Source organism: Polymorphum gilvum SL003B-26A1 (genome assembly GCF_000192745.1).
Classification (GTDB): domain Bacteria; phylum Pseudomonadota; class Alphaproteobacteria; order Rhizobiales; family Stappiaceae; genus Polymorphum; species Polymorphum gilvum.
The window spans coordinates 789,730-804,217 of sequence record NC_015259.1; the positions used below are offsets into that span (position 1 = coordinate 789,730).

The 14,488-nt window shown below is 69.1% G+C and carries 12 protein-coding genes; 10 read left to right on the plus strand and 2 right to left on the minus strand.

Features of this window, described 5'->3' with window-relative positions; translation table 11 throughout:
* Positions 1-34: 34 nt before the first annotated feature.
* Positions 35-1,300, minus strand: coding sequence for an ROK family transcriptional regulator (locus tag SL003B_RS03800; RefSeq protein ID WP_013651497.1), 1,266 nt, complete (start codon positions 1,298-1,300; stop codon positions 35-37).
* Positions 1,301-1,560: 260 nt separating this feature from the next.
* Between SL003B_RS03800 and xylF the strand changes: the two genes are divergently transcribed.
* From xylF to SL003B_RS03840, 8 genes are all read left to right on the plus strand, one after another.
* A complete protein-coding gene (gene xylF, locus SL003B_RS03805; RefSeq protein ID WP_013651498.1) occupies positions 1,561-2,592 on the plus strand; it encodes a D-xylose ABC transporter substrate-binding protein in 1,032 nt (343 codons plus the stop codon).
* A 142-nt stretch (positions 2,593-2,734) separates the two neighbouring features.
* Positions 2,735-4,024: a sugar ABC transporter permease gene (locus SL003B_RS03810; RefSeq protein WP_013651499.1), complete on the plus strand. Its 1,290-nt coding sequence runs from the start codon at positions 2,735-2,737 to the stop codon at positions 4,022-4,024.
* A gap of 3 nt (positions 4,025-4,027) precedes the next feature.
* Complete coding sequence (locus SL003B_RS03815; protein ID WP_013651500.1) at positions 4,028-4,816, plus strand: ATP-binding cassette domain-containing protein; 789 nt, start codon at positions 4,028-4,030, stop codon at positions 4,814-4,816.
* 81 nt (positions 4,817-4,897) lie between these two features.
* The gene (gene xylB / locus SL003B_RS03820) at positions 4,898-6,343 is read left to right on the plus strand and encodes a xylulokinase (RefSeq protein WP_013651501.1); all 1,446 of its coding nucleotides are present in this window, start codon (positions 4,898-4,900) and stop codon (positions 6,341-6,343) included.
* Positions 6,344-6,368: 25 nt separating this feature from the next.
* Positions 6,369-7,661 carry a xylose isomerase gene (gene xylA / locus SL003B_RS03825; protein ID WP_242390376.1) on the plus strand — a complete coding sequence of 431 codons (1,293 nt, stop codon included), beginning with the start codon at positions 6,369-6,371 and terminating at the stop codon, positions 7,659-7,661.
* 140 nt (positions 7,662-7,801) lie between these two features.
* Entirely contained in the window at positions 7,802-8,545 is a 744-nt protein-coding gene (otsB, locus tag SL003B_RS03830) for a trehalose-phosphatase (protein WP_041375366.1), read from the plus strand.
* Positions 8,542-10,350, plus strand: a complete 1,809-nt coding sequence (locus tag SL003B_RS03835; protein WP_013651504.1) for a glycoside hydrolase family 15 protein — start codon at positions 8,542-8,544, stop codon at positions 10,348-10,350. Before otsB ends, SL003B_RS03835 begins: the two co-directional genes overlap by 4 nt.
* Positions 10,351-10,399: 49 nt before the next feature.
* The gene (locus SL003B_RS03840) at positions 10,400-11,773 is read left to right on the plus strand and encodes an alpha,alpha-trehalose-phosphate synthase (UDP-forming) (protein WP_013651505.1); all 1,374 of its coding nucleotides are present in this window, start codon (positions 10,400-10,402) and stop codon (positions 11,771-11,773) included.
* Between the two features lie 120 nt (positions 11,774-11,893).
* Here SL003B_RS03840 and hppD read toward each other — a convergent pair whose 3' ends face one another.
* Entirely contained in the window at positions 11,894-13,006 is a 1,113-nt protein-coding gene (gene hppD / locus SL003B_RS03845; protein ID WP_013651506.1) for a 4-hydroxyphenylpyruvate dioxygenase, read from the minus strand.
* A gap of 122 nt (positions 13,007-13,128) precedes the next feature.
* Here hppD and SL003B_RS03850 point away from each other — a divergent pair, with 122 nt between their 5' ends.
* A complete protein-coding gene (locus SL003B_RS03850) occupies positions 13,129-13,602 on the plus strand; it encodes an Lrp/AsnC family transcriptional regulator (protein WP_013651507.1) in 474 nt (157 codons plus the stop codon).
* Between the two features lie 103 nt (positions 13,603-13,705).
* On the plus strand, positions 13,706-14,437 hold the full coding sequence (locus SL003B_RS03855) for a tellurite resistance TerB family protein (protein ID WP_013651508.1): 732 nt from the start codon (positions 13,706-13,708) through the stop codon (positions 14,435-14,437).
* The last annotated feature ends 51 nt before the right edge of the window (positions 14,438-14,488 follow it).

The window sequence follows — 14,488 nt, forward strand, 5'->3', positions numbered from 1 at the left end:
CGGAGGCCGGCACCGTCCGACCGGACGCGCGAGGTCAGGCCGTGCGCCGTTGCGGGCGGGCGTCGGAGGGGCGGCGGCGGGAACTGCCGGCGGCGGCGAAGATACCGCGGTCGAGGCGGCGCATGGCGCGTGCGATCAGGCCGCGGCGGATGAAGTCCTCGTTCCAGGGCACGACATCGATCTCGACGGCGCGACGCAGGTCCTCGACCAGGGCGTCTTCCAGCGCGGCGTCCATGGCGGCGCGCATGTAGGGGACGGTGCACACGCCGGCGCCGGTGAGCACCACGCGCTGCGGGTCGATGACGGCGAGCAGGCGGGCGAGGCCGTAGCCAAGCGCGCGCCCGGCCCGCTCCAGCGTGTCGAGCACCGCCCGGTCGCCCGCCCCGGCGCGCTGGGCCAGGTCCTCGAACGTCCGGCCCGTGACCGGCACGCGGGCCGGGTCGGTGTCCTCGGCAAGACCAGTGGCGCTGCGCAGCAGGGCGTAGTCGGCGAGATAGGCCTCGAGGCAGCCGCGCCGGCCGCAGCGGCACAGGGCGCCACCGGGGATGTGGTTGGCATGGCCGATCTCGGCCGCCGCGCCGGTCGCGCCGACGAATAGGTGGTCGTCGAGAAAGAGGCCCATGCCGACGCCGTAGTCGATCATGACGACGGCGAAGGTGCCGCTGTAGCGTCCGGGCTCCGACCAGTGCAGGGCCTCGGTGATCATGTTGGTGTCGTTGGACAAGGTGCAGTCGGCGGAGAAGGCGTCGCAGAGCGGCGCGACGATCGGGATGTGGCGGCCGGCGAAGGCTGGGCTCCAGACGATTTCGCCGGTGGTCGTGTCGACGATGCCCTGGGAGGCGACGCCGATCTCGCGCACGGAGGCGGGATCGACCGCCGAGTCCGCGACGAACTCGCGGATGCGGGCGACCAGCAGGGCGGGGAAGCTGTCGCGGTCGGCGCGCGCAGTGTCGAAGGGGACACGGCGGCTGCAGGAGATGCGGCCGGTGAAGTCGGCGAGCGCCAGGTCGATCGAGTTGACCGAGAGGCGGACGCCAACGACCGAGGCGGCGGCGCCGTTGAGGGCGAGCAGGCTGCGCGGGCGGCCGCGGGCGAGCGGCGCCTTAGGCTCGTCGGCCTCGATGCCGACGATAAGGCCCTCGTCGAGCATGTCGGAGGTGATCGCGGTGATCGTCGCCGGGCTGAGGCGGGTGGCACGGCCGAGATCGATGCGCGCCATCTGGCCCTCGCGGCGCAGGGCCTGGAGGATGATGCTGCGGTTCTGCCGCCGGATCTGGTCCTTGTCCGCCTTCTTCGTCATCGCGTGGCGTGTCTTTCCTGAAGCGTTTCCTGCCGCCGCCGGTCCTGGTGCCGGTCTTTCTTGCCGGCCGGTGCGGTGCGTCGACCTGCATAGCAGGTTCCAAAACCATGTTGACAGCCGTCATGGTTTGGAGCAACTTTTTTTCGGACGCTAAAAAAAATATCGCCGCGCGTCCGGCAGGTGAGGGCCGAACCCGCCCTCGGGATGAACAAGGCGACGCCTCGAGACAAGGGGCTGCGTCTTCAGGAGGAAACACCGCTATGCGCACGATTGCCAGGATTCTCGCGGGCGCGCTCATGTCCGCCACCGTCCTTTCTCCCGCTTTCGCCCAGGACATCACCGTCGGCGTGAGCTGGTCGAATTTCCAGGAGGAGCGCTGGAAGACCGACGAGGCGGCGATCAAGGCCGCGCTCGAGGCCGCCGGCGCCAAGTATATTTCCGCCGACGCGCAAAGTTCTTCGGCCAAGCAGCTGTCCGACATCGAGGCGCTGATCGCCCAAGGCGCCAATGCGCTGATCATCCTCGCGCAGGATTCGCAGGCGATCGGCCCGGCCGTGCAGGCGGCCGCCGACGAGGGCATCCCGGTGGTCGGCTACGACCGGCTGATCGAGGACGCGCGCGCCTTCTATCTGACCTTCGACAATGTCGAGGTCGGCCGCATGCAGGCGCGCGAGGTGCAGAAGCTGGCGCCGGAAGGCACCTACGTGATGATCAAGGGCTCGCCGACCGACCCGAACGCCGACTTCCTGCGCGGCGGCCAGCAGGAGGTGCTGCAGGCGGCGATCGACGCCGGCAAGATCAAGATCGTCGGCGAGGCCTATACCGACGGCTGGCTGCCGGCCAACGCGCAGCGCAACATGGAACAGATCCTGACCGCAAACGACAACAAGGTCGATGCGGTGGTCGCCTCCAACGACGGCACGGCCGGCGGCGTGGTCGCCGCGCTGACCGCCCAGGGCATGCAGGGCATCCCGGTGTCCGGCCAGGACGGCGACCACGCGGCGCTGAACCGCGTCGCCAAGGGCACGCAGACCGTCTCGGTGTGGAAGGATGCGCGCGAGCTCGGCAAGGCGGCCGGCGAGATCGCCGTGGCGCTGGCCAAGGGCGGCGCGATGGACTCCATCGAGGGGGCCGGCACGTGGACCTCGCCGGCGGGGACGGAGCTGACCGCCCGCTTCCTCGAGCCGCTGCCGGTCACCAAGGACAATCTGACCGTCGTCGTCGACGCCGGCTGGATCTCCAAGGAGGCCCTGTGCCAGGGCGTCGAGGCCGGCCCGGCACCCTGCAACTGATCCGTCCAGACCTCGCCGACACTGCCCCGGCCGCACAGGCCGGGGCAGTGCCGAGCCTTGCCGAGCGAGGCCTTATTGACCGACAGGCCGGCCGGGTGTCCAATCCGCACTGACGCAACGGTCGCCAAACGGGAGCCATCCGATGTCCGATGCCGCCCTGTCCGGGTCGAAGACCCCGACGGCCCGACGCTTCCTATCCGCGCTGCAGCTGGACACGCGCCTGCTCGGCATGATCGGCGCCTTCGTGGTACTGTGCCTGATCTTCAACGTGTTCACCGACGGCCGCTTCCTGACGCCGCGCAACATCTTCAACCTGACCATCCAGACGGTGTCCGTCGCCATCATGGCGACGGGCATGGTGTTCGTGATTGTCACGCGCCACATCGACCTGTCGGTCGGCGCGCTGCTCGCCACGGTGGCGGCGGTGATGGCCGTGGTGCAGACGCAGATCCTGCCGCAGTGGCTCGGCCTCGGCCATCCGGCGATCTGGATCCTGGCGATCTTCGCCGGGCTTGTCGTCGGCGTCGCCATCGGCGCGTTCCAGGGCTGGATGATCGGCTATCTCGGCATTCCCGCCTTCATCGTCACCCTCGGCGGACTGCTGGTGTGGCGCAACACCGCCTGGTTCATCACCAACGGCCAGACCATCGGGCCGCTCGACGAGACCTTCACCACGATTGGCGGCATCGGCGGCACGCTCGGCGAGGCCGCCTCCTGGGCGTTCGGCATGGTTTCGGTGGCGGCCGCGCTCGCCCTGCTGATCGCCTCACGCCGGCGCAAGGCGGTGCACGGGTTCCCGGTCAAGCCGGCGTGGGCGGAAGGCGTGATCGGGGCGCTGATCGCCGCGATCATCCTCGGCTTCGTCGCGACGCTGAACGCCTACGACATCCCGACGGCGCGCCTGCAGCGGATGTTCGAGCAGCGCGACGAGACGCTGCCCGACGGCCTGACCATGGGCTACGGCATTCCCTATTCGGTGCTGCTGCTGATCGCGGTCGCGGTGGCAATGACCGTCGTCGCAAGGCGTACGCGGCTCGGCCGCTACATCTTCGCCGCCGGCGGCAATCCGGACGCGGCCGAGCTGTCGGGCATCAACACCCGGCTCCTGACCGTCAAGGTGTTCGCCATCATGGGCGGGCTGTGCGCCCTGTCGGCGGCGGTGGCGGCGGCCCGGCTCGGCTTCTCGACCAACGACATCGGCACGCTGGACGAACTTCGCGTGATCGCGGCCGCGGTGATCGGCGGCACCGCCCTGTCGGGCGGTGTTGGCACGATCTACGGTGCCATCCTCGGCGCGCTGATCATGCAGTCGCTGCAGTCGGGCATGGCGATGGTCGGCGTCGACGCGCCGCTGCAGAACATCGTGGTCGGCATCGTGCTCGTGGTCGCCGTGCTGGTCGACATCCTCTACCGCAAGCGGACGGGAGACTGAGCCATGGCGGCGCCCCTGGTCCAGATGAAGGACATCTGCATCTCCTTCGGCGGCGTTCGCGCGGTCGATCACGTCTCCGTCGACCTGCGTCCCGGGGAAGTCGTCGGCCTGCTCGGCCACAACGGCGCCGGCAAGTCGACGCTGATCAAGATCCTGTCGGGCGCCTACCGGGCCGACAGCGGCGATATCCTGATCGACGGGAAGAAGGCGACGATCCACAGCCCGCGCGACGCGCGCGCCCACAACATCGAGACGATCTACCAGACGCTGGCGCTGGCCGACAACCTGGACGCCGCCTCGAACCTGTTTCTTGGCCGCGAACTGGTGACGCCGCTCGGCTTCGTCGACGACGACCGGATGGAGGCCGAGACGCGCAAGATCATGGGTCGGCTCAATCCGAACTTCCGCAAGTTCAAGGCCCCGGTGAAGGCGCTTTCCGGCGGCCAGCGGCAGTCGGTAGCAATCGCCCGGGCGGTGTATTTCAACGCCCGCATCCTGATCATGGACGAGCCGACGGCGGCGCTGGGCGTGCAGGAGACGCAGATGGTCGCCGACCTGATCCAGGAGTTGAAGAAGCAGGGCCTCGGCATCTTCCTGATCAGCCACGACATCCACGACGTGTTCGAACTCGCCGACCGGCTGGCGGTGATGAAGAACGGCCAGTTGGTCGGCACCGCCGAGACCCGGCAGGTGACCAAGGACGAGGTGCTGGGGATGATCATCCTCGGCAAGTGCCCGCCCGGCGCCGCGCCGGGTCCGGGGGCGGTCGGCGGGGAGAGCGCCGCCGCCTGATTCCTGGGCCCGCAGATTTCCACCGACGCCCGGACCGTCGCCGTCCGGGTTTTCCCTGCATCAGAATGAGGGGCGCACCTCATGTATCTCGGCCTCGATATCGGCACCAGTTCGGTGAAGGCGATCCTGCTCGACGAGGACCAGGACCAGGTCGCCTCGGCGAGCGCGCCGCTGACGGTCGAGCGACCGCAGCCGAGCTGGTCCGAACAGGACCCGGACGCCTGGTGGGACGCCTGCGTTGCGGTGCTCGACGGTCTCGCCGCGGAATATCCGGTACAGATGGCTGTGGTCGCCGGCATCGGCTTGTCGGGCCAGATGCATGGGGCGACGCTGCTGGACGCCGCAGACCGGCCGCTGAGGCCGTGCATCCTGTGGAACGACGGGCGCTCTGCGGCGGAATGTGCGGCGCTGGAGGCGGCCGAGCCGCGGTTCTGGACGCTTGGCGGCAACCGGGTCATGCCCGGCTTCACCGCGCCCAAGCTCGCCTGGGTGCGCGCGCACGAGCCGGAGATCTTCGCCCGGACCGCCCGGGTGCTGCTGCCGAAGGACTACGTGCGGCTGAAGCTGACCGGCGAGCACGCCTCCGACATGTCCGACAGCGCCGGCACGCTGTGGATGGACGTCGGCGCGCGCGCCTGGTGCGAACCGCTGCTGGCGGCGACGGGCCTGGGCCTCGACCACATGCCGCGGCTGGTCGAGGGATCAGAGGCGTCCGGGGCGGTGCGCGCGGAACTTGCCGCTCGCTGGGGCTTCGCAAAGGTCCCGGTGGTCGCCGGCGGGGCGGGCGACAATGCGGCGTCTGCCTGCGGTGTCGGCGCCGTCGCGCCGGGCACGGCCTTCGTGTCCCTCGGCACCTCGGGGGTGCTGTTTGTCACCAACGACCGGTTCTCGCCCAATGTCGCCAGCGCGGTGCATGCGTTCTGTCACGCGGTGCCGCAGACCTGGCACCAGATGGGCGTGATCCTGTCGGCGACCGACAGCCTGAACTGGTTGGCAAGGACGCTGGGCGAAAGGCCCGAGGCGCTGACTGCGGCGCTCGGGCCGGTCGACGGGCCGGCGCCGGTGCTGTTCCTGCCGTATCTTTCGGGCGAGCGCACGCCGCACAACGATGCCGCCATCCGCGGCGCCTTCGTCGGCCTCGGCCACGAGAGCGGGCGCGACAGCCTGACCCATTCTGTGCTCGACGGCGTCGCCTTCGCGCTCAAGGACTGCCTCGAGGCGCTGGTCGCGGCGGGCGCGCGCATCGACCGGCTGACGGCGGTGGGCGGCGGCTCGCGCTCGCGGACCTGGGTGAGGATCCTCTCCAGTGTGCTCGGCGTCAGTATCGACATTCCCGCCGACGGCGACTTCGGCGCCGCCTTCGGCGCCGCGCGGCTCGGCCAGGCGGCTGCGCTCGGCCGCCTCGACGGCCTGTTCGAGCCGCCGCCGCTCAGCGTCAGCATCGACCCCGACCCGACCCTTTCGCGCGCCTACGGCGAGGCCCATGCCCGCTGGCGCAAGCTCTATCCCGCATTGAAGGAGATCTGAGGTGGCCACTGGATTTTTCGACGGACTGGAGCCGGTCCGCTTCGTCGGCGCCGATGCCCGCGAGCCCTACGGCTATCGCTTCTACGACAAGGACAGGGTGGTGCTCGGCAAGCGCTTGGAGGACCATCTGCGGCTGGCCGTGTGCTATTGGCATTCGTTCTGCTGGCCGGGCACCGACCCGTTCGGCGGCGAGACGTTCCAGCGCGCCTGGATGGCGGCGGGCGACCCGATGGCGCAGGCGCGGCTGAAGGCGGACGTCGCCTTCGAGATGTTCGACCTGCTCGGCCTGCCGTTCTTCACCTTCCACGACCGCGACATCGCGCCGGAGGGCGCGACGCTGGCGGAGAGCAACGCCAACGTCAACGCCATCGCCGATGTGTTCGAGGGCAAGATGGCCGACAGCGGGACGAGGCTGCTGTGGGGCACGGCGAACCTGTTCTCCAACCGCCGCTACATGGCCGGGGCGGCGACCAACCCGGACCCGGAGGTGTTCGCCTACGCGGCCGCACAGGTGAAGACCGCGCTCGACGTCACCCATCGCCTCGGCGGCGCCAACTACGTGCTGTGGGGCGGGCGCGAGGGCTACGAGACGCTGCTCAACACGGACCTGAAGCGCGAGCTGGACCAGCTCGGACGGTTCCTCGCCCTGGTGGTCGAGTACAAGCACCGGATCGGTTTTACGGGAACGATCCTGATCGAGCCGAAGCCGCAGGAGCCGACCAAGCACCAGTACGACTTCGACGTCGCCACGGTCTACGGCTTCCTGAAGGCCTACGGGCTGGAGGCCGAGGTCAAGGTCAACATCGAGCAGGGCCATGCGATCCTGGCCGGCCATTCGTTCGAGCACGAGCTGGCGCTCGCCCATGCGCTCGGCATCTTCGGTTCGGTCGACATGAACCGCAACGACTATCAGTCGGGCTGGGACACCGACCAGTTCGCCATGAACGTGCCGGAACTGGCGCTGGCCTATCGCGAGATCCTCAAGGGCGGCGGCTTCACGACCGGCGGCACCAACTTCGACGCCAAGCTGAGGCGCCAGTCGCTCGATGCGGTCGATCTGATCCAGGCCCATGTCGGTTCGGCCGACGCGATCGCGCGCGGGCTGTTGGCGGCGGCGGCGATGATCGAGGACGGGCGGCTGCAGGCGACCGCCGACGCCCGCTATGCCGGCTGGGACAGGCCGGAGAACGCGGCGATCCTTTCGGGCGAGCGGTCGCTGGAGGATCTGGCGGAGCGGGTCAGCCGCGACCGCCTGGAGCCGCAGCCGGTGTCGGGACGGCAGGAGTACCTGGAAAGTCTGGTCAACCTGTTCGTGTGAGCCACGGCTTCCGGCCCGCGCGCCACGGGGCGCGCGGGCGTTGCCTTGCGGCGACAGTGCCCGCATTTGAGGCAGTCCGGAGGGGGAAAAAGCGGGCCGCCGGACTGGAATCGCGGCGAGGCAGCGCCTAAGAAGGGGCCATGATGGAAGCGCCCCGTTTGACCGCGGATGCGGCCTTGTTCCTCGATTTCGACGGAACCCTGGTCGATCTCGCGCCGCGACCCGACGCCGTCCAGGTCGACGGCGCCCTCGTCGACGCCCTCGACCGGCTGCGCCGCCGCCTCGGCGGCGCGGTCGCGATCATCTCCGGCCGGCCGATCGCCGAGATCGACGTCCATCTCGCGCCGCTGCACTTGGCCGCCGCCGGCCTGCACGGTCTCGAGCACCGCGACGCGCCGGACACGCCGGTGCGGCGCGAGGAGGCGGGCGCCGAGATCCGGGCGCTGCGCGGGCTGCTGAACGCCTCAGGGCTGCTGCGCGACGGCGTGTTCCTGGAGGACAAGGGGCCGGCGCTGGCCGTCCACTACCGCGCCGCGCCGGAGCGCGCTGGCGAGGTCGAGGCGCTGCTCGTCGAGGCGACCGCGGTGATGCCGGGGCTGCATCTGGTGCGCGGCAAGATGGTGGTCGAGGCCAAGCCGTTCGACCGCGACAAGGGCAGCGCGCTGCGCGCCTTCATGGCGCATGCGCCGTTCGAGGGCCGTGTCCCGGTCTATGTCGGCGACGACGTCACCGACGAGGACGGCATGCGCGCGGCGCTTGCCGCCGGCGGGCTGGCGATCAAGGTCGGGGCGGGCGAGAGTTGCGCGTCGTACCGGCTCGCCGACGTCGCCGCCGTGCATGCCTGGCTGGAGACGCTGGCGCCGGCGCTGGAGTGCCAGCCGTGAGCTGGAGCGCGCCCGCGGCGATCACGCCCTCGCTCGATCTGGCCATGGTCGGCAACTGCTCGTTCGCGGCGCTGATCGACCGGATGGGGACGGTGGTGTGGTGCTGCCTGCCGCGTTTCGACGGCGACCCGGTGTTCCACGCGCTCCTCGGCAGCGCCGGCGAGGCCGGCGACGGCGCCTTCGCCATCGAGCTCAACGGCGCCGTGCACAGCGAGCAGGCCTATGTGCCGAACACCGCGATCGTGAAGACGCGCGTGTTCGACGGCGAGGGCAACGGCATCGAGATCACCGACTTCGCGCCGCGCTTTTCCGCCAAGGGCCGCATGTACCGGCCGACTACGCTGGTGCGCCGCGTGCGGCCGCTGGTCGGCCATCCGCGCATCCGGGTGCGGCTCAGGCCGCGCTTCGCCTGGGGCCAGCGCGCGCCGGAGATCACCACCGGCTCCAACCACATCCGCTTCGTCGGCAACGGCACGACGCTGCGGCTGACCACCAACGCGTCGGTGACCTACGTGCGCGCGGAGACGCCATTCCTGCTCGACGGGCCGCTGTCGTTCCATCTCGGCCCGGACGAATCGCTGACAGACAACCCGGAAACGCTGTGCCGCGACTTCGAGGAGCAGACCGAGCAGCACTGGCGGGCCTGGACGCGCCGGCTCGGCCTGCCGCTGGAATACCAGGAGGCGGTGATCCGGGCGGCGATCACGCTGAAGCTGTGTACCTACGAGGAGACCGGCGCGATCGTCGCCGCCGCGACGACCTCGATCCCGGAGGCCGCCGGCACCGGGCGCACCTGGGACTATCGCTACTGCTGGCTGCGCGACGCCTTCTTCGTCGTGCGCGCGCTGAATTCGCTCTCCGAAATGGAGACGATGGAGAACTACCTGCGCTACCTCAACAACATCGTCGCGGTGACCAACGGCGGCTACGTCCAGCCGTTGTTCGGCATCGGGCTGGAGGAGCGCCTGGTCGAGGAGACGGTCGACCTGCCGGGCTATCGCGGCGACGGCCCGGTGCGCGTCGGCAACCAGGCCTACGAGCATTTCCAGCACGACGTCTACGGCAACATCGTGCTCGGCGCGGCGCAGGCCTATTTCGACCGGCGCCTGCTGCACCAGCCGGGGCTGGAGGACTTCCAGCGGCTGGAGAAGGTCGGCGAGCGGGCCTTCGCCATGCACGACCAGCCGGACGCGGGGTTGTGGGAACTGCGGACGCGGGCGCGCGTTCACACCTCGTCGTCGCTGATGTGCTGGGCCGCTTGCGACCGGCTGGCCAAGATCGCCGGACAATTCTCGCTGCCCGAACGGGCGGCCGCGTGGCGGGCGCGGGCGGACACGATCCATGCGACGATCTGCACGCGTGGCTGGAACGAGCGCATCGGCGCCTTCGTCGAGAGCTTCGAGGGCTCCGATCTCGACGCCAGCCTGCTGCTGATGGCCGAGGTCGGTTTTTTGCCGGCAAAAGATCCCCGGTTCATCGCCACGGTGGACCGCATCGGCGCGGCACTGCGGCGCGGCAGCCACCTGTTTCGCTACCACGCGCCGGACGACTTCGGCGCGCCGGAGAACGCGTTCAACATCTGCACCTTCTGGTACATCGATGCGCTCGCGCGCATCGGCCGCCGGGAGGAGGCCCGGGAGATCTACGAAACCATGCTGTCCTGCCGCAACCACGTCGGCCTGCTGTCGGAGGACACGGCGCCGGCCACGGGAGAGCTGTGGGGCAATTTCCCGCAGACCTACTCGATGGTCGGCATTATCAACGGAGCGGTGCGGCTGAGCGCCGGCTGGGAGACGGTCGTCTGAACGGCCTCGCCCCGCCGGCGGCAGGCCGCGGAGCAGGAGGACAGAACGCATGGGGCGCCTGGTCGTCGTATCCAACCGGGTCGGGCCACTGAAGGACACCGGCCGGGCCGGCGGTCTGGCAGTCGCGCTGGTCGACGCGCTGACGCAGACCGGCGGACTGTGGTTCGGCTGGAGCGGCGAGGTGTCGGAGGAAGGCACCTTCGGCCAGATCAAAGAGCAGAGGACCAAGGCGGTCCAACTGGCTCAGATCGACATCACGCCGGCCGACTACGAGGATTACTACGCCGGCTATGCAAACCGGACGCTGTGGCCAGTTCTACACTACCGGCTCGACCTCGCCGTATTCGACAGGCGCCATGAGACCGGCTATCGCCAGGTCAACGACCGCTTCGCGACCCGGTTGCGCCCGCTGATTGAGGCGGACGACGTCCTGTGGGTGCACGACTACCATTTCCTGACCTTCGCCGCGGCGCTGAGAGCGATGGAGGTTGGCAATCCGATCGGCTTCTTCCTGCACATCCCGTTTCCCGCGCCGGAGATCCTGGCCGCGCTGCCCAATGCCGGCTCGATCGTGCGGGCGATGCTGGCCTATGACCTGATCGGCTTCCAGACGCGGCGGGACGCGGCCAATTTCCGCCGCTTCGTGGTCGAGGAACTGGGCGGGACGGAAGTCGGCGACAGCAGGCTGAGCGCCGGAGGGCGAACCGTCATCGTCAAGGCCTATCCGATCGGCATCGACGCGGAGGCGTTCTCTAAATTCGCCATGTCGCCCGAAGCGCGGCGCAGCGTGTCGCGGCTGGAGAAGCAGCTGGCCGGGCGCCAGCAGATCATCGGCGTCGACCGGATCGACTATTCCAAGGGCCTGCCGGAACGTTTCCGGGCGTTCGAGCGGCTGCTGGACGACTATCCGGAAAACCGCGGCCGAGTGTCATTGATGCAGATCGCGCCGCCGTCGCGCTCCGAACTGGACGCCTATATCGAGATCCGCCGGACGCTGGAGGAACTGACCGGCCACGTCAACGGCCGGTTCTCCGACATCGACTGGACCCCGATCCGCTTCCTGACCCGCTCCTTCCCGCGCCGCGTGCTGGCCGGGATCTACCGGGCGAGCCGGGTCGGCCTTGTGACGCCGCTGCGCGACGGCATGAACCTGGTCGCGAAGGAATATGTCGCTGCCCAGCGGGCGGAGGATCCGGGCGTGCTGGTGCTGTCGCGCTTCGCCGGCGCGGCTGAGGGGATGCCGGAAGCGCTGGTCGTCAACCCGCATTCGGCCGAGGAGGTCGCCCAGGGACTGCAGAGTGCGATCACCATGCCGCTGGAGGAACGGCGCGACCGATGGCAGGCGATGTTCGACCGCCTGTGCCGCGAGGACGCCCACGCCTGGGCGCAGGCGATTCTGAGCGACCTGCGGAGCGTGGCGTAAGACGCAGGCCGGCCGAGGCGCGCCTTGCGTCCGGTCGACGCCGCTGACCATCCCCCCTGATCCGTCCCCGCAGGGAGGGAAGTGTGCCTGCCCTGCGGAGGCGCCTGCCGTCGAGACGGCCTATTCGGCAGCGTCGACCTTGAGTACGCCGCGGCGGATCTGGTCTTCCTCGATCGACTCGAACAGGGCGCGGAAGTTGCCTTCGCCGAAGCCTTCGTCGCCCTTGCGCTGGATGAACTCGAAGAAGATCGGACCGATCACGGTCTTGGAGAAGATCTGCAGCAGGATCCTGGTCATGCCGCCGTTCACAACACCCTCGCCGTCGATCAGGATGCCGTGCTTCTTCATCCGCTCGATCGGCTCGTCATGGCCGCGCACGCGGTCGCGGGACATCTCGTAATAGGTGTCCGGCGGGCCGGGCATGAACTTCAGGCCGTTGTCGGCGAGCCGGTCGGTGGCGTCGTAGATCGCATCGGTGCCGACGGCGATGTGCTGGATGCCCTCGCCCTTGTACTTCTTCAGGTACTCGACGATCTGGCTGGTGTCGTCCTTGGACTCGTTGAGCGGGATGCGGATCTTGCCGCAGGGCGAGGTGATGGCGCGGCTGACCAGGCCCGTGATGCGGCCGTCGATGTCGAAATAATGGATCTGGGAGAAGCCGAACAGTTCGCGGTAGAAGTCCCACCACTTGTCCATGTTGCCGCGATAGACGTTGTGGGTCAGGTGGTCGAGATAGTAGAAGCCGACCCCTTCCGGGCGCGGGTCGACGTCGCCGAGCCAGTCGAACTCGGCCGAATAGGGCGAGCCCTTGGCGCCGTAGATGTCGACGAAATAGATCAGCGAGCCGCCGATGCCGACGATGGCCGGAACGTCGAGCGCCTTGTCGTCGCCCTCATAGGGGGTAGCCCCCTTCGATACGGCATGGTCGAAGGCGTGCCGCGCGTCGACCACACGCCAGGCCATGGACGGGGCGCAGGGGCCGTGGGCGTCGACGAAGCGCATGGCGTGGCTACCCGGCTCGGCGTTGAGGATGTAGTTGATGTCGCCCTGGCGGTAGACGGTGATCGCCTTGGTCCGGTGCCTGGCGACCGGCGTGTAGCCCATCCGCTGGAACAGGGTATCGAGCTTTTCCGGCTCGGGATGGGCGAATTCGACGAATTCGAAGCCGTCGGTGCCGGCGGGGTTGTCGGTGCCGATCTTCGCCGGCGGGGCGTCGTGCGGAAAGGGTCCCATGCTGTCCTCCTCTGGGTGTGCGTGAGATCCAGAATGCGGCGGCTTGCGCGCAAGATGTGTGCAAACTGCGCGAAAACACGTATCATCACGCATGGAACGTGCAAAAAAATCGGGTCTGGCGAATGATTGAGGAAACGGACGGCTTCGATCTCAAGCTGCTCGCCGCGCTGCAGGAGAACGCGGCGCTGACCAACCAGCAACTCGGCGAGCGCATCGGCCTGTCGGCGAGCCAGGTGTCGCGGCGGCGACAGAGGCTGGAGGCGGAAGGCATCATCCGCCGCTACCGGGCCGATCTGGCGCCGGAGCGGCTGGGGTTCTCGGTGACTGCCTTCGTCGGCGTGACGCTCGGCGCGCACAGCCGCGAGAACGCGCGCCGCTTCCGGGCCATGGTGGCGGCGATGCCGGAGGTGCAGGAGGCGCACACGCTGACCGGCGACGTCGACTACATGCTGAAGATCGTGGTGCCGGACCTGAAGGCGCTGAGCCGGGTGATCAACGACGATCTGCTGCCGCACGAGGCGGTTCAGAACGTGCGCTCGTCGATCGCCATGGAGACGCTGAAGGACGACAACATCCTGCCGCTGGCCAGGCACTGACCGCAGCCCTGACCGCAGCCCTGGCAGAGGGGCTTGCAGGGCGTCCGGCCCGACACCATGTCACCGGCGATCCAGTCTGCAACCCCTCGCGGAGACCGCCGTCATGTTCGATCCCAAATCCCTTCTCGACCAGGTTCTCGGCGCCGGTTCGTCCGGCGCGTCCGGCAAGGCCGGGTCCGACGACCTGATGCGGCGTGGGCGCGACTTGCTGTCTTCGCAGCGCGGCGGACTGGCGGTCGGTGGGCTGGCCGGTCTGCTGCTCGGCACCAAGACCGGGCGCAAGCTCGGCAAGACGGCGGTCACCTACGGCGGGCTGGCGCTGGTTGCAGGGCTTGCCTACCGGGCCTATCAGGACTACCAGGCCGGCAAGCAGGGCCGGATCGAGCCGCATCGGCCGACGGACGCGCGCGGCACCGACTTCCGCCTGGAGGCGCCGAAGGGCACGGGCTTCGACCCGGCGCAGGCGCCGGGCGGCGAGGCACGCGTGGCGACCGCCCTACTCAGCGCAATGATCGCGGCGGCCAAGGCCGACGGGCATATCGACGCCGAAGAACAGCGCAGGATCTTCGGCAAGATGGACGAAGCCGGGCTTGGCGCGGACGAAAAGGCGTTCCTGATGGACGAACTGCGCGCGCCGCTCGACATGGACAAGGTGGTGACGCTGGCGCGCACGCCGGAGGAGGCGGCCGAGATCTATGCCGCCTCGCGGCTGGCGATCGATCCCGACCATCGGGCCGAGAAAGCCTATCTCGACATGCTGGCTGCCCGGCTCGACCTCGACCCCGCGCTGGTCGACGAGATCGAATACGCCGTACGCGAGGCCGAACTGTCGTAAGCTGGGGCCGCGGCGCGACGCCGCGTCGGGTTTCGCCCTACTTGCGCGCCC